Below are 17,049 nucleotides of genomic sequence, written 5' to 3'. Positions count from 1 at the left end.
GCAGCTTTATCAAACAACATATAACTTACTGAACTGACATGGATTTTCTGTAGGAGCTGCCGAAGGCTGCGAAGCATTCATCCTGACACTCCGCCATCGCAGCCTTCGGCAGCTCCTACAGGTTCAATGTTTACTGCACGACAGTCATGACAATCGCACACCCGGCGTCAGGGTCGCGGGCAAGGTCAGGCTGCTGCTCTCCAGCGAGGCCACCGGATACGCGCAATAATCCGCCGCGTAATACGCACTCGCCCGGTGATTACCGGAAGCCCCTACCCCGCCAAACGGTGCGCTGCTCGCCGCGCCAGTCAGCTGTTTGTTCCAGTTGACGATCCCTGCCCGGCTCTGCAGCCAGAACTGTTTGTAACGCGCTTCGGAATCCGACAGCAGACCGGCAGCCAGGCCGTACTGAGTGTCATTGGCCAAGGCGATGGCGTTATCAAAATCCGAATAACGCAGCACCTGCAATAGCGGCCCGAACAGCTCTTCATCAAGAGGATCGCTGACCTCGGACACGTCAATAATGCCTGGTGTGAGCAACGCCGACGTGGCGTGTGGCTGGGTCATTTCCAGTAACGCCAAAGCGCCATTGGCAAGCAATTGCTCCTGAGCCGCCAGCAAGGCACTGGCCGCATGCAGCGAAATGACCGAGCCCATGAACGGCGCGGGCTGCTGATCGTAAGCGCCCACTTCGATGTTGCGCGTGACCTCAACCAGACGCTCCAGAAACGCATCGCCCCAGACGCCCTGTGGCACCAGCAAGCGTCGCGCGCACGTGCAGCGCTGCCCGGCGGAGATGAATGCCGACTGAATAACGGTGTACACCGCAGCCTCTACATCGCCAACTTCGTCGACGACCAGCGGATTATTGCCGCCCATTTCCAGCGCAAGAATCTTTTCGGGACGACCGGCAAACTGCTGATGCAGAGCATTGCCGGTACGGCTCGAACCGGTGAAAAACAATCCATCGATGCCAGAATTGGCGGCCAGGGCGATACCGGTGTCACGACCGCCCTGCAGCAGATTCAATACACCGGCAGGCAAACCGGCCTCAATCCAGCACTTGACCGTCAGTTCGGCGACTTTCGGGGTCAGCTCGCTGGGTTTGAACACGACGGCATTGCCCGCCAGCAAAGCCGGGACAATGTGTCCGTTGGGCAGATGCCCGGGAAAGTTGTACGGACCGAACACCGCGACCACGCCATGGGGCTTGTGGCGCAGCACCGCGTTCGCGTCGCCCAGCGGGCCGCTCTTCTCGCCGGTGCGCTCCCGGTAGCTCTGTACGGAAATAGCGATTTTATTGACCATGCTGGTCACTTCGGTCGCCGACTCCCAGAGCGGCTTGCCGGTTTCTTCACCAATGCACTGCGCCAAAGCGTCTGCCTGGCTTTTCAGGCTGGCGGCGAAAGCTTCCAGCACCGTGATGCGATCTTCCAGGGTGCGACTCGCCCATGCGGGAAAAGCCTGACGCGCAGCTTGCACGGCAACGTCTACCTGAGCGGCCGTTGCACCTTGCCCGGACCATACAACCTGCTGAGTCACCGGATTGAGCGACTCGAACGCCTCGCCCTGCCCGGCCTGCCAGTTGCCTGCGATATACAAGGTGCTCATCAGACAGCCTCCCGCGCCGGGGACAGCGGAACCGCACGGACATTGTCGCCCGCACTCAGGCGCAGGCGCTTGGCGGTCGCCGGGGCAACCACCAATGTACCGGCCGCAAAGCGCGCCGCGCCCACAGTGATTCTGCACTCCTCACGCTTGCGGTTATGAATCAGGAACTGTGTGGCATCGTCACCCGGCGTACCGATGGCCAGCACCAAAGGCGCACTGTCGCGCACGGCGCGGATCTTCGCAGTCTCGCACTCAACCGCTGGACCGGCGTCGAAGATATCCACGTAACCCTGATAGCTGAAGCCTTCGGCCTTGAGCATGGTCAGCGCTGGTTCGGTGTCGGCGTGCACCCGGCCAATCACGTTACGGGCATCTTCGGAGAGGAAGCAGCTGTACAGCGGAAACTTGGGCATCAGCTCAGCAATGAACGCCTTGTTACCGACGCCCGTCAGGTAATCCGCCTGGCTGAACTCCATCTTGAAGAAGTGTCGCCCCAGACTTTCCCAGAACGGCGACCGACCATTTTCATCGGACATACCGCGCATCTCGGCGATGATCTTGTTGCCAAACAACTGCGGGAACTCCGCGATAAACAGCATCCGCGCCTTGGCCAGCAGACGCCCGTTCAAACCGTTACGGAAGTCGCTGTGCAGGAACAGCGAGCACAGCTCGGAATTACCGGTCAGGTCATTGGCCAGAAACAGGGTCGGGATTTCCCGATAGATATTCAATTCCTGAGAAGCGCTGACCGTCAGCCCCACTCGATAGTTGTACCAGGGCTCGCGCAGGCCAACCGCCCCAGCGATGGCGGAAATACCCACTACGCGGCCGTCATCGTCTTCAAGCACGAAAAGGTAATCCGCATCACCGCGCCCGGCTTCGCCGCGAAAGGTCTTTTCCGCCCAACCGACCCGGTGCGCCAAGCGTTCTTCATTGGCGGGCAAAGTCGTCAGGCCAGCGCCTGTGCTGCGCGCCAACTCGATCAGCGCTGGCAGGTCACTGCTGCTTACGGGACGAACGATCATGCTATCTCCTCAATACCACTTCCCTCGGGAAACGGCGAAACTCGCTAAACCAGCCATCCACATTCAAAGGCGTATCAGACCGCCACGACCCGCACGCTGGCATCTTCACCAACACCCAGGGCCTCGGCTGCTGCCAGACTCAGGGCGACCGGCTTGCCTGGCGCCCAGTCCAGTTCCAGCAATATCGCCCGGTAATCCTGCAACAAGCCATTGGCAACCAGATACAGACGGCCGCCGGAACCGGTGTCAGTGGATCGTTGAGCATCGATTTTAACGGGCACCAAGCGGCTCTGAGCGATGGAGCGAATCCCGGAAACACGCGCATGCAGGGTCGGGCCACCGTCGAAAATGTCGATGTAGTGATCGGTCTCGAAGCCTTCGCGCATCAGGATGTCGAAGGTGATCTGCGCCCGCGGATGCACCTGGCCCATAGCTTCCTGGGCGGCGTCCGGCAACAGCGGCACATAAATCGGGTAATGCGGCATCAGCTCGGCGAGGAACGTCCGGCTTTTCAGCCCACACAGACGTTCGGCTGCGGCATAGTTCAAATCGAAGAAGTTGCGCCCGATGGCATCCCAGAACGGCGAGTCGCCATTTTCATCGCTGTAACCGACGATCTCGGTCACCACCGAATCCGCGAAACGCTCCGGGTGGCTGGCGACAAACAGCAGACGCCCCCGGGAATTAAGCTCCGACCATGCACTGCCCACCAGTTCAGGGACCACATAGAAACTGGTCAACAGGCTGTTGCCGGTCAAGTCGTGGCACTGGGACAGAACATGAATCTTGTTGTGGATCTTCAGCTCGCGAGAGGCGTGAACGAAGGTTTCGTTACGGAAGCTGTAAAAGGGTTCGGAATAGCCCGCCGAAGCGACAATCCCGGAGCAGCCCACCAGTCGTCCGCTTTCGCTGTCTTCCAGTACGAAGAAGTAGGTTTCTTCGCCATTGAAGCTCACTTCGGCCGCGAACGAAGCTTCCGAAGCGGCGATCTTGTCGCCAAGCCGCCCCGCATCGTCAGGCAGGGACGTGACACCGATCGGGCTGTCGGCAGCGAGGCGTTGAACCTCGGCCAGATCAGCCATTTGCGCGGGGCGCATCACGAGCATGGTGCCACTCCTTACCAGAACACAGACCGGGCAAACCCGGCACAGAAAAAAAGCGCCACGTGGATCAACGCCACATGGCACAGGAAAATGTCCAACGCTTACCGTGCAGGCAAACGCCGGAAGGTGTTGCGCTGGATCAGCCCGCCATCAAGCCTGAGTCAGCTTGGCCACAGCGCGCTCGAAGCGATCCAGACCTTCGTCGATGTCAGCGTCTTCGATCACCAGACTCGGAGCAAAACGCACCACGTCAGGACCGGCTTGCAGAATCATCACCCCTTCATGCTCGGCAGCGTTGAAGAAGTCCTTGGCCTTGCCTTTCCAGGCATCGGTCAGCACGCAACCAATCAACAGGCCCATGCCACGAACCTGGGTGAAAACACCGTATTTCTCGCCGATCTGCTCCAGGCGGGCCTTGAACTTCGCATGTTTGGCCGTTACGCCGTCGCGGACTTCCTGAGTGTGGACCACATCCATCACTGCGTTACCCACGGCGCACGCCAGGGCATTGCCGCCGTAAGTCGTACCGTGAACGCCGACGGCGAAGTGCTTGGCGAGCTTTTCGGTAGTCAGCATGGCTGCCATCGGGAAGCCGCCGCCAATGCTCTTGGCGCTGGACAGGATGTCCGGCGTAACACCGTAATTCATATAGGCAAACAGACGACCGCTACGGCCCATGCCACACTGCACTTCATCGAAGATCAGCAGCGCTTTGTGCTCGTCGCACAGTGCACGGGCACCTTGCAGGTACTCAAGTTCGGCAGGCAATACGCCACCCTCGCCCTGAACAGGCTCCAGCACCACGGCGCAAGTCTTGTCAGAGATCGCGGCCTTGAGCGCTGCCAGATCGTTGAATGGCACGTGGCTGATGCCAGTGATCTTCGGCCCAAAGCCGTCGGAGTACTTGGACTGACCACCCACGGTCACGGTGAACAGCGTACGACCGTGGAAGCTGTTCAGTGCGGCAATGATTTCGTACTTGTCCGGACCATACAGATCGTGGGAAACGCGGCGCGCCAGCTTGAAAGCGGCTTCGTTGGCTTCGGCACCGGAGTTACAGAAGAACACGCGCTCGGCGAATGTCGCGTCCACCAGCTTCTTCGCCAGACGCAGGGCTGGCTCGTTGGTGAAAACGTTGGAAACGTGCCAGAGCTTGTTGGCCTGCTCAGTCAAGGCACCCACCAGCGCCGGATGGCAGTGGCCCAGTACGTTGACGGCAATCCCGCCGGAGAGATCAACCAGTTCACGACCCGCCTGATCCCACACTCGGGAACCCGCACCGCGCACAGGAATAAACCCGGCTGGAGCGTAATTGGGGACCATTACCTGGTCGAAATCGGCGCGTTGCACCGCAGCTTGCTCAACGGACATCGGAGTCTCCTGAAGAGGAACGCCTGCCTGAAACTGGCGAGCGATGGGAAGATTGTAAGGACTGGTTTGACTCCGGCCTTGCCGCCAGGCGACAACTTGTTACAGCACAAAACCGGGTTTTTCAGTGACTTTCGGCAATGCGACATTAACCATCGCAAAGGCGCAGTTTAAACGTTGCGGGCGCAGAGTTGCAGATACAGATGCGTAATCATTTGGAACGGGGTCCCGTTGGAGCGAGGCTTGCCCGCGATAAGGACACCGCGATCTAAAGTGAACCGCATTCAACCTTTCCGCAGGCAAGCAATCACAGACAGATCACCAAACCCTGTGGGAGCGAATTCGTTCGCGAAGAGGCCAGTACATCCGACGCATCTTTATGAGTCTTGATATTGCCTTCGCGAATAAATTCGCTCCCACAGGTCCGAGATCAGCCCAGGGGTCATTCAGGTTTTCAGAAGCCTTGCAGGCAGACATAGAATCTCCCAGAGGGGAAGATCGCAAAACCTGCCGGCTCAACCCCGCTCTGCAGGCACCGACGACAATTCAAACGGGCTGCTGCTGCGGCGCTGGTTGCGGTCTTCACGGGGGGTCGCGCCGAAGAAGTTGCGGTAGGCGCTGGAGAAGTGTGGCCCTGAGGAGAAACCACAGGACAAGCCAATCTGGATGATGGATTTACTGGTCTGCATCAGCATCTGTCGCGCCTTGTTGAGGCGCAGCTCCAGGTAATACTGGCTCGGCACGCGATTGAGGTACTGCTTGAAGATCCGCTCCAGTTGCCGACGCGAGACACACACGTGCTGGGCAATTTCATCAGTGGTCAGCGGCTCTTCGATATTGGCTTCCATCAGCAGCACAGCCTGAGTCAACTTCGGATGGCTGGACCCCAGGCGATTCTGCAACGGAATACGCTGGCGCTCACCGCCTTCACGAATGCGCTCCACTACCAGTTCTTCAGACACTGCGCCCGCCAGTTCGGCGCCATGATCACGCGCCAGCACGGCGAGCAACAGATCGAGCACCGACATGCCGCCACACGCGGTCAACCGATCACGATCCCAGTCAAACAGATGGCTGGTGGCAATCACTTTGGGGAAACGCTCGGTAAAATCATCCTGCCAGCGCCAGTGCACCGCAGCGCGATAACCATCCAGCAGCCCCAACTGAGCCAGCGGGTAAACACCCGCCGATAACCCACCTATCACGCAACCGGAACGCACTAACTGTTTGAGCGCCGAGGCCAAGGTGGAGTTGACCGCCGAAGGTGGCTCATCAGCCAGCAAAAACAGCTTCTGGCAACCTTCCAGCCGCCCCGCCCAAGGCTCGCCGGGCAATTGCCATGCACCCTCGGCGGGCGCTTCGGCTTGCAGAAACGACAGTTCGTAAAGCACTTCCGGATGGACGCGCTGGGCGACACGCAAGGCTTCCTCGGCCAGCGCCAGAGTCAGGGCTTTGGTGCTGGGCCAGATAAGAAAACCAATTCGTTGAGCGGTCATGGCATGCAATCCGAAACGTGTCGCTGTTGTTAATACTGTGTGCACAGCTTATGGGGCGGGCATCGACGCCCAGGCTGAATCTACTGCAATCAGCTCATGCTGCTTGCCGCGCAGCATGAACGGTTACGTCTCGAAACGCATCGCCAAAACGTAGCTTTTCGTTACTTCAAGCTACCCGACAGGAACTGCTGCAAACGTTCGGACTGCGGATTGACCAGGACTTCACGAGGATCACCGCGCTCTTCGACCACGCCTTTGTGGAGAAAGATCAATTGGTTGGAGACTTCACGGGCGAAGCCCATTTCATGCGTCACCACGACCATGGTCCGGCCTTCCTGAGCAAGGGCCTGCATGACTTTGAGTACGTCACCCACCAGCTCAGGGTCCAGCGCGGAGGTCGGTTCGTCGAACAGCATCACCTCCGGCTCCATTGCCAACGCACGGGCAATCGCCACACGCTGCTGTTCGCCACCGGACATATGCCCCGGATAGGCGTCCTTACGGTGAGCAACGCCTACTTTGGCCAGGTAATGCTCGGCTTTTTCCAGCGCTTCTTTTTTCGACACACCCAACACATGCACCGGAGCTTCGATGATGTTTTCCAGCGCGGTCATGTGCGACCACAAGTTGAAGTGCTGAAACACCATGGACAGACGCGAACGCATGCGTTGCAGCTGTTTCGGGTCCGCAGCACGCATGCTGCCGTCTTTGTTGGCGACCAGCTGAAGCTCTTCGTTGTTGAGCAGAATCTTGCCCGCATGGGGCTGCTCCAACAGATTAATGCAACGCAGGAAGGTGCTTTTGCCCGAACCACTGGAGCCAATGATGCTGATCACATCGCCCGCTTTGGCGGTCAGGGAGACTCCCTTGAGCACTTCATGGCTGCCATAGCGTTTGTGCAGGTCCTGGACTTCCAGTTTGTTCATGCTTTCAGTTCTCACAAATGGGTCAGTCATTGAGCAAGCGACCCTGACGTCGGGCAGTACGACCCGCCACCTTGGCCAGCCAGAAGCCCGGCTGGGCGTAACGCAGTCGCTCGATGGCAAACAACACCCCGGCGGTATTCGAGCAAACAGTACTGACCCGGTCAGACAGCGGATCAATCACTTCAAACAGCGGCTCACCCACTTCGACCCAGGCGCCTGCTTCACGCAGGAAACTCACCACGCCAGGGTGCGGGGCGAACAGCAATTCAGTGCCTTCGAACGGCATCCCTTCGCACTCTTCATGGGCTGCCTGCGGCCAGTCACCACTGATAAAACCTTGCTCGGCAAGAAACGCCAGAATGCCTTCGGCATGAGCTTCGGCCTCAGGTTTACCGGTGTCGGCCTGACCGCCCAGTTCAATGGTAGTTGCCAGGCAGGCCAGCGGGATCTGCGCATCAGGGAAAATCCGCGACAGACGCAACCACGGTAGCGAACAGGCCTCGTCGAACGAGCTGCCACCCGAGTCTTCCGCCAGCAAAGCCACTTGCACATTCAAATGCGCGGTCAGCGAGCGCCATTGCGGCCAGTGCTGCGGCAAGGCGTACATGTGCAATGCAGCATCGGCGTCGCAATGCAGGTCGAGCACCACATCGGCCACGCAGGCGTGACTCAGCAGAATCCGCTGCATGCCGCGCAGCTCACTTTCAGCTGGAGGCAAATTAGCCAGCACCGTGGTCATGGCCTGACGGATCAATTGCACATTGCTGTGCGGGTCATCACCCAACTGGCCTTCAAGCAATTCGGCCACCGGCTCGCTCAGTTCGGAGAAATCGCGATTGAAATTCTTGCCACTGCCAAACTCGAAACGGCCTTGATGTGCGCCTTGCAACAACTGACCCAGGCCAATCGGGTTGGCGACCGGTACCAGTTCGATAACGCCCTTGAGCGCGCCCTGCTCTTCCAGTTCGGCCAGACGCTTCTTCAGCTCCCAGGCCGTGCGCATACCCGGCAGTTCATCGGCGTGCAGGCTGGCCTGAATGTAGGCCTTGCGCTCGCCGCTGCCGAAACGGAACACGCTGAGGTGGCGCTCGGTGCCGAGGGTGCTCCACGGCAATACATGATCGGTTCTTTGCATGTCAGGCCTTCCGGGGTGCGAGGTAGCCCAGCCAGCGGCGTTCAGCCAGCCTGAACAGGCGCACCAGAATGAATGTCAGGCACAGGTAGAACACGCCTGCGGTGATAAACGCCTCGAAGGGCAAAAAGCTTTCGGAGTTGACCGCCCGGGCCGCTCCGGTGATGTCGACCAGAGTGACGCTGGACGCGAGACTGGTGGTCTGCAACATCATGATCACTTCGTTGCTGTACTGCGGCAGCGCTCGACGCAAGGCCGAAGGCAGCAGGATGCGGCGGTACATTTTGGATTTGGACATGCCCATGGCACGTGCCGCTTCAATCTCGCCTGCAGGCGTAGCCTTGAGGCTACCTGCGATGATTTCCGCGGTGTAGGCGCTGGTATTGATCGCAAACGCCAGACAGGCGCAAAAGGTCGCACTGGACAGCCATGGCCACAGGAAGCTTTCCCGGACCGCAGCGAACTGCGACAGGCCGTAATAGATCAGATACAGCTGCACCAGCATCGGCGTGCCACGAATCACGTAGGTATAAAGCCATGCAGGCATATTCACCCAGGGCTTTTTCGACACCCGCATCAGGCCCAGTGGCAACGCCGCCAACAGACCAAAAACCAGGGCGATGCCGAGCAATTCAAGGGTGGTCAGCAGACCGGCGAAGTACAGCGGCAGACTGTCCCATATGACGTTGTAATCAAAAATCACAGGTCAGCCGCCCTTACTCCAACGGAGTAACGTTTTTCGACAAGGCGCAGAGCCAACAGCGAAACGCTGGTAATCAGCAAATATATCCCGGCCACGGCCAGGAAAAAGGTAAAGGGCTGACTGGTGGCGTCGCCTGCCTGCTTGGCAAGAAACATCATGTCCTGCAGACCGACCAGCGAAATCAGCGCGGTCGCCTTGGTCAGTACCAGCCAGTTGTTGGTGAAGCCGGGGATCGCCAGGCGAACCATCTGCGGCATCAGAATTCTGAAAAACACTTTGGAGTGACTCATCCCGTAAGCAAGGCCCGCTTCGGCCTGCCCTTTTGGAATGGCCATGAACGCACCCCGGAAGGTTTCCGACAGATAAGCACCAAAGATGAAACCCAGGGTGCCGATACCGGCAGCCAGCGGGCTCAGGTCGATGTAATCGTCGTGACCGAGCATCGGTGCAATGGTGTTCAAGGCCCCCTGACCGCCATAGAAAATCAGCAGGATCAGGACCAGATCGGGAATCCCGCGAATCACGGTGGAATACACGTCACCCAGCCAGGCCAGCCAGCGCACCGGCGACAAACGCAACGACACACCGATCAGACCCAGGACGATTGCCAGCGCCATTGACGACAGGGCCAGTTGCAGCGTCAGCCCTGCGCCCTCGAGGATGACAGCCCCGTAGCCATTCAACATGTTGTGCAGTCCTCATGGGTGTAAAAAATGGCGCTAGCCACAACACCGAAACCGGCTTCTGGCTGCGCCATCCGTGACGACAGGTTTACTTGCCGTAAACGTCGAAGTCGAAGTACTTGTCCTGAATCTTCTTGTACTCGCCGTTGGCGCGAATCGCAGCGATGGCGGCATTGATGCGCTCAACGTTGGCTTTGTCGCCCTTGCGAACAGCAATGCCGATGCCGTCACCAAAGTAAGCCGGGTCGGTGAATGCCGGGCCTACAAAAGCATAGCCTTTGCCCGAATCGGTTTTCAGAAAACCATCCTGCAGCAGGGTCGCGTCCGCTACCGTGCCGTCCAGACGACCGGCCTTGAGGTCCAGGTAGATTTCGTTCTGGGAGCTGTAGGACTTGATCACGGCGCCCTTGGGCTCAAGCACCTTTTTGGCGAAAGTGTCGTGGATCGTTCCACGTTGCGCGCCGATCGTCTTGCCTTTGAGTTCATCCAGGCTGTCGCTGACGGTGGTGCCTTCCTTCATGACCAGGCGCGCCTGAGTGCTGTAGTAGCGATCAGTGAAATCAACCGACTTCTTGCGGTCTTCGGTGATGGACATCGAAGAAAGGATCGCATCGATCTTGCGCACTTTCAGCGCCGGGATCAGGCCGTCGAATTCCTGCTCGACCCAGGTGCACTTGACCTTCATCTCAGCACACAGCGCGTTGCCGATATCGTAGTCGAAACCGACGATGCTGCCGTCCGGTGCTTTGGAGGCAAACGGAGGGTACGCTGCTTCAATACCGATTTTCAGAGGCTTTTCGTCTGCGAACACTGGCTGCGCCAGAACGGTCAGCGCCATTGCGCCAAGCAGCATGAGCTTTTTCATTGTCAGGACTCCGTCGGTAAAACACGACAAATGGCAACGTGAGCAAGAGCCCAGGATGCGAAGAGGACTATTGGAGATAGACGCCAGGCGACTGGGACCGGTATGCGGACCTGCAAGCCTGCGGCGAGTGAGCGGCATTTTAACGGGACGCTCGAAGTCGATATTTCTTCAATGCGACAACTAGTTACAAATGCACTGAAAATCACGGCATGCGCATTGACAACCAAAAATGGTTATGCAAAGGCGAAAAGAGGGATAACCCGTGATTGCAGCAAAATGCGCGCCCATTATTGGCAAAGCCTTGTAATACGGCAAGGGCGGGATTGCCGCATGTTTATCTGCCAGCTATTTGAGCCGCAGATTCTTACAGATGTGAGGTGCGTTGCCCCATAAGCGGGAGTGGCGTTACCTGAGCGGTGGGGTGGGTAACAGGTCGATATATATCCTGGTTGGATGAAGCTGAGATTTCGTGGAGCCTGAGGTTTTTGTGCTGCTCCTATCGCGAGCAAGCTCGGCTCCCACATGAAATCGCATTCTCATGTGGGAGCCGAGCTTGCTCGCGATAGGAGCGCTTCGGTTTTGATTTGGAAAACAAAAGCCCCACCCGGCTCACACCGGATGGGGCTTTTTGAGGCGCTGACTATCAGGCCACTTTCATGGTCTTGTGCGTATCGATCAAATGCTGCACCACGCTCGGATCGGCCAGGGTCGAGATATCGCCCAGCGAATCGTATTCACCCGTGGCAATCTTGCGCAGGATGCGGCGCATGATTTTCCCGGAACGGGTTTTCGGCAGGCCTGGCGCCCACTGAATCACGTCTGGTGAAGCAATCGGGCCGATTTCTTTGCGGACCCAGTTACGCAGCTCGTTGCGCAAAGCATCATCCGGCACTTCACCGCCGTTGAGCGTCACGTAAACGTAGATGCCCTGCCCTTTCAGGTCATGAGGTACGCCGACCACTGCGGCTTCGGCCACCTTCGGATGCGCAACCATCGCACTTTCGATTTCAGCCGTGCCCATGCGGTGGCCAGAGACGTTAAGCACGTCATCCACGCGACCGGTGATCCAGTAGTAACCGTCCTCGTCACGACGCGCACCGTCACCCGTGAAGTACATGCCGCGGAAGGTCTTGAAGTAGGTATCGACGAACCGGTCATGGTCGCCGTAAAGGGAGCGCGATTGACCCGGCCACGAATCGAGGATGACGAGGTTGCCTTCGGCAGCGCCTTCGATCAGGTTGCCAAGGTTATCCACCAACGCCGGAATCACGCCGAAGAACGGACGCGTTGCCGAGCCAGGCTTGAGGGCCGTCGCGCCCGGCAGCGGGCTGATCAGAATGCCGCCGGTTTCGGTCTGCCACCAGGTATCGACGATCGGGCAGTTTTTCTTGCCAACCGTGTTGTAGTACCAGTTCCAGGCCTCCGGGTTGATCGGCTCGCCCACCGAACCCAGCAGGCGCAGGCTTGAACCGTCAGCGCCTTCAACGGACTTGGTGCCTTCAGCCATCATCGCGCGGATGGCAGTCGGTGCGGTGTAGAGGATATTGACCTTGTGCTTGTCGATGATCTTCGACAGACGCGTGATGTCCGGATAGTTCGGTACGCCTTCGAACAACAGCGTGGTGGCGCCGTTGGCCAGCGGGCCATAGACGATATAGCTGTGGCCCGTGACCCAACCAACGTCAGCGGTGCACCAGTAAATTTCGCCCGGTTTGTAGTCGAACACTCGCTCGTGAGTCAGCGCGGCATACAACAGATAGCCGCCCGTGGTGTGCAGCACGCCTTTCGGTTTGCCTGTGGAGCCAGAGGTATAAAGGATAAACAGCGACTCTTCGGCCCCCATTTCTTTCGGCGCACAGATCTCGGACGCCACGTCCAGCAACGAGTGGTACCAGATATCACGGTGGCGGTTCCATTCGATATCGCCGCCAGTGCGTTTGCAGACGATGACTTTCTGCACACTGGCGGTTTCCGGGTTGGTCAGCGCCCGGTCAACGTTGGCTTTCATAGCGGTTTTCTTGCCGCCGCGCAGGCCTTCGTCAGCAGTGATGACCACTTTGGATTTGCAGTCGATGATGCGGCCAGCCAGTGCTTCCGGCGAGAAACCACCAAACACCACCGAGTGGATCGCACCGATACGGGCGCAGGCCAGCATGGCGACCACGGCCTCGGGGATCATCGGCATATAAATAGTGACGACGTCGCCACGGTGCACATCCTGACCGCGCAACGCGTTGGCGAACTTGCAGACTTCGGCATGCAGCTCGCGATAGGTAATGTTGCGGCTTTCGGAAGGATCGTCGCCCTCCCAGATGATAGCGATGGTGTCGCCGCGCTCTTCGAGATGGCGATCCAGGCAGTTATAGGCGACGTTCAGGGTGCCATCGGCAAACCATTTGATGTCGACACGATGGTCATCGAAAGAGGTCTGCTTGACCGAGGTAAAAGGTTTGATCCAGTCCAGACGCTGAGCTTGTTCACGCCAGAAGCCATCGGGATTGACCACCGACTGCTGGTACATGGCCTTGTAGGTCGCCTCATCGGTCAGCGTGCTCGCTGCGACTTCTGGGCGGACGGGGTACAGGGAAGCTGCACTCATCTTGGTTACCTCGGTGGATAGTTGTTGTTTTATGCCCCTGTTGTATCCGCCTGTCGGCGTCGGGACCATTCGACGATGGTCTTACCGTTCAGATAAACAGGCCCGTTAGGACCATTGAAAGGCACAGACAAGACCGCAGTCAACCGTTCATAAGCCTCTGGCCCGGTGCTCTCAGGGATTGTTGTCAATTCGCTCAATAGTGTTTATCAAAAGTGTTTCTATATGAAGTGCGGTGACAGGCATAGAATCGACTTCGCCAAACAAGGCACCTGATAAATAACTGACAGCCCCCACGGCGAGTTAATCATTAAAGGCTACACATCGCTTTACAAGGGCGGTGTATCCCCTCTCGAACTCAAGAAGGTAAGACAGAAATGAAAGTTTCACTGTTGGTTCTGGCACTCTGTGGTTTCAGCACATTTGCAATGGCTGAAGAATCCGGAGCAAAAGTTGCTGCCCAACAAGCACGCGTCGAGCAGTACACCTACGGCAGCCACCCTGATATTGCCAAAGTCATTTCCATCACCGCCATCCCTGACGTCTGCAAGGTCGTGCCAATGCGCATGACCTATGAAGACTCCAAAGGCCAGCAACACGTGATGGGCTATCAGGTCATGGGTAACGGCTGCAGCAATAGTTGAGGTTTTCGGGACAACGCTATTACGGGGTCAAGCACACCCTCTGTGGGAGCGAATTCATTCGCGAAGGGGCCGGTACACTCACAACCCGTGTATCGCCTGAACGACCGCCTTCGCGAATAAATTCGCTCCCACAGTTAATCCCTCTTCAACTCAGAAAGACATGTGCTGCCTGATAATTAATACCATTAGGCGTTTAGGCGTTAATAAAACGCCGACCATTAAAATTCGATTTACACACGATCAGGCTTGTTAGAACCCACCCCATAATCCCGCAACTTGTTAGCCACTGTTGTATGGGAAACACCCAGCCGCTTCCCAAGTTGTCGGCTGCTGGGATATTCCGCATATAAACGCTGCAATAACGCCTTTTCAAAACGACCGACTATCTCTTCCAGCCCTCCGTCCATGGAGAACTGTGCCAACGGATCGCGCAGGCCGTAATCCGGCAAGCGAATGTGTTCGGCTTTAACCGTCCCGCCCTCACACAACGAAACCGCCTGGAACAGGACATTCTCCAGTTGCCGAACATTGCCCGGCCACTGGTAATGACTCAAACGCTCCATGGCGGCAGTTGCCAGTTTCGGTAGCGGACAGCCTATCTGGCGGCTGGCCTGATCCAGAAAATGCTCAACCAGCGGACCGAGCCCGTCCAGGCATTCACGCAACGGCGGGATGTGCAGGGTCAAGACATTGAGGCGATGGTAGAGATCCTGGCGAAATTCAGCCTTCGCACACAGCTCGGACAGGTCAACCTGAGTCGAGCACATGATGCGCACATCGAGAAAAACGTCTTCGTCACTGCCGACTCGCCGGAAGCAGCCGTCCTGCAGGAAACGCAGCAATTTGGCCTGCATGCGCGAACTCAGTTCGCCGACGCCGTCCAGAAACAACGTGCCTCCCGCCGTCAATTCCAGCAGACCCAGCTTGCCCTCGGCTCGCGCGCCGTCGAATGCGCCAGGGCCATAACCGAACAGCTCGGTCTCGGCCATGGCATCCGACAGGCCCGAGCAGTTCATCGCCATCAACGGCGACTGCCCACGCGGACTGGCAAGATGGCAGGCGCGGGCCAGCAGTTCTTTGCCGGTGCCCGTCTCACCTTCGATCAGCAAAGGTGCGTCCAGCGGAGCCATGCGCCTGGCTTCACGCACCACTGCGGCCATGACTCTGGAGCTCTGGAAAATACTGTCGAATCCGCGCAGTTCTTCCTTGCGAACCTGATAGATCTGCTCGCCAACCCGATCCGCACGATGCAGGGTCAACACTGCCCCCGCCATCGCCTCACTGTCGTCGTGACGCGACTGCAATGGTGCGATATCCGCAAGAAACACATCGCCCCGTATGGTCACTCGCAAGCCATTGATCCGGGATTTGTTGCTGCGGATCAGCTCTGGCACATCAAGGTCTTCGGCGTAACGCGACAACGCTATACCTGGCACTTCATCCACACGCACGCCCAGTAACTGAGCGGCGGCCCGGTTAGCCGCGACAATCGAACCGCCCATGTCGATGGACAGCACCGGAAACTCCAGTGCACCCAGCAGCGCATCCAGTTCCATATGCCGTCGTTCGCTGGGCATCAGCCCGACACGCTTGACGCCAAAGACACCGGCAATAGCTTCGAAGCGCGGGCGCAATGACTGAAATTGCAGATTGATCAGGTTCGGGCAGTGCAGATAGATGGCGTCGCCGTGCTCCCCGCCCACCTCACCCCGGGCGACGTTAACGCCGTACGAGGCCAGGAGCTCGAGAATGTCGCGGGTCATACCGATGCGGTTCTGGCAGTGCACTTTGATGCGCATGGCAGATGAGTCCTGTGGCTGTTGTTATTTTTGTGATGAGGCGAAGTTTAGCGTCAAGAATTCGTTACACCAGAACCCCGTAAAACTTACTCCACCACAAGATAATCAGGGATTCGCCCATCCCGTAAAGATTTCTTTACGGGATTTCGCCATTACCGGCCTTTGTCAGATCAAAACGCCGACAGCCTGCAAGCCTGAAATGCGCTATTGATGACCTTGGGCGTTCGCAACAAACCCAATAAAAAGAACCCCGAGGAGAGCTGTATGAGCCCTGCGAAATACGTGGCACGGGAACCCGACGATCATGGGGTGATTGATTACCCCAGCGCCGAGCATGAGGTATGGAACACGCTGATCACCCGGCAAATGAAGGTGATTGAAGGCCGTGCCTGCCAGGAATACCTCGACGGCATCGAACAACTGGCTCTGCCACATGACCGCATTCCGCAACTTTCGGAAATCAACAGCGTTCTGGGTGCGACCACCGGCTGGCAAGTGGCGCGGGTGCCGGCATTGATTCCGTTCCAGACCTTTTTCGAGCTGCTGGCCAACAAGCAGTTTCCCGTGGCGACATTCATTCGCAGCCAGGAGGAACTGGACTACCTGCAAGAGCCGGACATCTTTCACGAAATCTTCGGCCATTGCCCTCTGCTGACCAATCCTTGGTTCGCCGAATTCACCCATACGTACGGCAAGCTCGGCCTCAGCGCCAGCAAAGAACAGCGTGTGTATCTGGCGCGCCTGTACTGGATGACCATTGAATTCGGGCTGGTCGACACGCCGCAAGGTCGGAAAATCTACGGGGGAGGCATTCTTTCCTCCCCCAAAGAAGCGGTCTACAGTCTCTCGAACGCACCGGAACATCAGGTGTTCAATCCTCTGGAAGCGATGCGCACGCCTTACCGTATCGATATCCTGCAACCCGTGTATTTTGTGTTGCCCGACCTGAAGCGGCTGTTCGACCTGGCTCAGGAAGACATCATGGGGATGGTCGAGCAAGCCATGCAGTTGGGTCTGCACGCACCTAAATTCCCGCCGCGCTCTTCATCGAGCTCCTCATCCAAGCCCTCCCAAGTGGCCTGAACAGGAAACCTATTG

General features: G+C 57.9%; 14 protein-coding genes. 2 read left to right on the top strand and 12 right to left on the bottom strand.

The features are described 5' to 3' along the window. Positions 1 to 144 precede the first annotated feature (144 nt). The 11 genes from astD to acs form a co-directional block, all read right to left on the bottom strand. A complete protein-coding gene (astD, locus tag KDX30_RS21865) occupies positions 145 to 1,614 on the bottom strand; it encodes a succinylglutamate-semialdehyde dehydrogenase (protein WP_231677481.1) in 1,470 nt (489 codons plus the stop codon). Beyond that, positions 1,611 to 2,636, bottom strand: a complete 1,026-nt coding sequence (gene astA / locus KDX30_RS21860) for an arginine N-succinyltransferase (RefSeq protein WP_027900077.1) — start codon at positions 2,634 to 2,636, stop codon at positions 1,611 to 1,613. Before astA ends, astD begins: the two co-directional genes overlap by 4 nt. Before the next feature lie 74 nt (positions 2,637 to 2,710). Further along, the gene (aruF, locus tag KDX30_RS21855) at positions 2,711 to 3,742 is read right to left on the bottom strand and encodes an arginine/ornithine succinyltransferase subunit alpha (RefSeq protein ID WP_027900076.1); all 1,032 of its coding nucleotides are present in this window, start codon (positions 3,740 to 3,742) and stop codon (positions 2,711 to 2,713) included. Positions 3,743 to 3,889: 147 nt separating this feature from the next. Continuing rightward, entirely contained in the window at positions 3,890 to 5,110 is a 1,221-nt protein-coding gene (locus KDX30_RS21850; protein ID WP_027900075.1) for an aspartate aminotransferase family protein, read from the bottom strand. 512 nt (positions 5,111 to 5,622) lie between these two features. Next, positions 5,623 to 6,603 (bottom strand): transcriptional regulator ArgR, encoded by a 981-nt coding sequence (gene argR, locus KDX30_RS21845; protein WP_231677477.1) that lies wholly within the window; start codon positions 6,601 to 6,603, stop codon positions 5,623 to 5,625. A gap of 161 nt (positions 6,604 to 6,764) precedes the next feature. After that, entirely contained in the window at positions 6,765 to 7,529 is a 765-nt protein-coding gene (locus KDX30_RS21840; RefSeq protein WP_027900073.1) for an ABC transporter ATP-binding protein, read from the bottom strand. A gap of 22 nt (positions 7,530 to 7,551) precedes the next feature. Next, a complete protein-coding gene (locus KDX30_RS21835; protein ID WP_122396612.1) occupies positions 7,552 to 8,664 on the bottom strand; it encodes a succinylglutamate desuccinylase/aspartoacylase family protein in 1,113 nt (370 codons plus the stop codon). 1 nt (position 8,665) lies between these two features. Beyond that, the gene (locus KDX30_RS21830; RefSeq protein ID WP_231677476.1) at positions 8,666 to 9,364 is read right to left on the bottom strand and encodes an ABC transporter permease; all 699 of its coding nucleotides are present in this window, start codon (positions 9,362 to 9,364) and stop codon (positions 8,666 to 8,668) included. Beyond that, on the bottom strand, positions 9,361 to 10,050 hold the full coding sequence (locus tag KDX30_RS21825; RefSeq protein WP_231677475.1) for an ABC transporter permease: 690 nt from the start codon (positions 10,048 to 10,050) through the stop codon (positions 9,361 to 9,363). The genes KDX30_RS21830 and KDX30_RS21825 overlap by 4 nt, the downstream gene beginning before the upstream one ends. An 85-nt stretch (positions 10,051 to 10,135) precedes the next feature. After that, positions 10,136 to 10,912, bottom strand: coding sequence for an ABC transporter substrate-binding protein (locus KDX30_RS21820; protein WP_099267398.1), 777 nt, complete (start codon positions 10,910 to 10,912; stop codon positions 10,136 to 10,138). Positions 10,913 to 11,555: 643 nt separating this feature from the next. Continuing rightward, positions 11,556 to 13,511, bottom strand: a complete 1,956-nt coding sequence (acs, locus tag KDX30_RS21815; RefSeq protein ID WP_027898010.1) for an acetate--CoA ligase — start codon at positions 13,509 to 13,511, stop codon at positions 11,556 to 11,558. A 374-nt stretch (positions 13,512 to 13,885) separates the two neighbouring features. Between acs and KDX30_RS21810 the strand changes: the two genes are divergently transcribed. After that, positions 13,886 to 14,152 carry a DUF2790 domain-containing protein gene (locus KDX30_RS21810; protein ID WP_087273874.1) on the top strand — a complete coding sequence of 89 codons (267 nt, stop codon included), beginning with the start codon at positions 13,886 to 13,888 and terminating at the stop codon, positions 14,150 to 14,152. A 230-nt stretch (positions 14,153 to 14,382) separates the two neighbouring features. Here the strand turns inward: KDX30_RS21810 and KDX30_RS21805 are convergent, their stop codons facing one another. Next, positions 14,383 to 15,951: a sigma-54-dependent transcriptional regulator gene (locus KDX30_RS21805; RefSeq protein WP_231677474.1), complete on the bottom strand. Its 1,569-nt coding sequence runs from the start codon at positions 15,949 to 15,951 to the stop codon at positions 14,383 to 14,385. A 264-nt stretch (positions 15,952 to 16,215) separates the two neighbouring features. Here KDX30_RS21805 and phhA point away from each other — a divergent pair, with 264 nt between their 5' ends. Further along, on the top strand, positions 16,216 to 17,034 hold the full coding sequence (phhA, locus tag KDX30_RS21800; protein WP_231677473.1) for a phenylalanine 4-monooxygenase: 819 nt from the start codon (positions 16,216 to 16,218) through the stop codon (positions 17,032 to 17,034). Positions 17,035 to 17,049: the final 15 nt, after the last annotated feature.

The organism is Pseudomonas quasicaspiana (genome assembly GCF_021147825.1).
Taxonomy (GTDB): Bacteria; Pseudomonadota; Gammaproteobacteria; order Pseudomonadales; family Pseudomonadaceae; genus Aquipseudomonas; species Aquipseudomonas quasicaspiana.
Note: the sequence above shows the minus strand (reverse complement) of the source record. Positions and strands in the feature narration are given on the sequence as shown.

Coding starts and splice junctions, on each gene's coding strand:
- argR (WP_231677477.1), bottom strand. CDS start 6,603: ATGACCGCTCAACGAATTGGTTTTCTTATCTGGCCCAGCACCAAAGCC.
- KDX30_RS21825 (WP_231677475.1), bottom strand. CDS start 10,050: ATGTTGAATGGCTACGGGGCTGTCATCCTCGAGGGCGCAGGGCTGACG.
- KDX30_RS21820 (WP_099267398.1), bottom strand. CDS start 10,912: ATGAAAAAGCTCATGCTGCTTGGCGCAATGGCGCTGACCGTTCTGGCG.
- KDX30_RS21850 (WP_027900075.1), bottom strand. CDS start 5,110: ATGTCCGTTGAGCAAGCTGCGGTGCAACGCGCCGATTTCGACCAGGTA.
- aruF (WP_027900076.1), bottom strand. CDS start 3,742: ATGCTCGTGATGCGCCCCGCGCAAATGGCTGATCTGGCCGAGGTTCAA.
- KDX30_RS21810 (WP_087273874.1), top strand. CDS start 13,886: ATGAAAGTTTCACTGTTGGTTCTGGCACTCTGTGGTTTCAGCACATTT.
- KDX30_RS21840 (WP_027900073.1), bottom strand. CDS start 7,529: ATGAACAAACTGGAAGTCCAGGACCTGCACAAACGCTATGGCAGCCAT.
- phhA (WP_231677473.1), top strand. CDS start 16,216: ATGAGCCCTGCGAAATACGTGGCACGGGAACCCGACGATCATGGGGTG.
- astA (WP_027900077.1), bottom strand. CDS start 2,636: ATGATCGTTCGTCCCGTAAGCAGCAGTGACCTGCCAGCGCTGATCGAG.
- KDX30_RS21805 (WP_231677474.1), bottom strand. CDS start 15,951: ATGCGCATCAAAGTGCACTGCCAGAACCGCATCGGTATGACCCGCGAC.
- KDX30_RS21835 (WP_122396612.1), bottom strand. CDS start 8,664: ATGCAAAGAACCGATCATGTATTGCCGTGGAGCACCCTCGGCACCGAG.
- acs (WP_027898010.1), bottom strand. CDS start 13,511: ATGAGTGCAGCTTCCCTGTACCCCGTCCGCCCAGAAGTCGCAGCGAGC.